Origin of the sequence: uncultured Psychrobacter sp. (assembly GCF_947488565.1) — a bacterium.
GTDB lineage: Bacteria > Pseudomonadota > Gammaproteobacteria > Pseudomonadales > Moraxellaceae > Psychrobacter > Psychrobacter saeujeotis.
Genome location: NZ_CANKZC010000020.1, coordinates 1 through 434, shown reverse-complemented (window position 1 = coordinate 434; position 434 = coordinate 1). Strand labels below are relative to the sequence as shown.

The 434-nt window shown below is 49.5% G+C and carries 1 protein-coding gene; it reads left to right on the top strand.

Annotated features, from left to right (window positions below; all coding sequences use genetic code 11):
* Window positions 1-434: EF-Tu/IF-2/RF-3 family GTPase (locus Q0890_RS13640; protein ID WP_299222069.1), on the top strand; the 434-nt coding region annotated here is incomplete at both ends.

Here is a 434-nt window from a genome sequence, read left to right as displayed (position 1 = left end):
GAAGACGTATTCTCAATCTCAGGTCGTGGTACCGTCGTAACTGGCCGTGTTGAATCAGGCATCGTAAAAGTTGGTGACGAGATCGAAATCGTTGGTATCCGTGACACGCAAAAAACCACCTGTACTGGTGTTGAGATGTTCCGCAAACTACTAGACGAAGGTCGTGCTGGTGAAAACTGTGGCGTACTACTACGTGGCACCAAGCGTGAAGACGTACAACGTGGTCAAGTACTAGCCAAGCCAGGTTCAATCACCCCGCACACCAACTTTGACGCCGAAGTATACGTACTGTCAAAAGAAGAGGGTGGTCGTCACACACCATTCCTAAACGGCTATCGTCCACAGTTCTACTTCCGTACCACTGACGTCACTGGCGCAATCCAGTTACAAGACGGTACTGAAATGGTTATGCCTGGTGACAACGTTGAGATGAG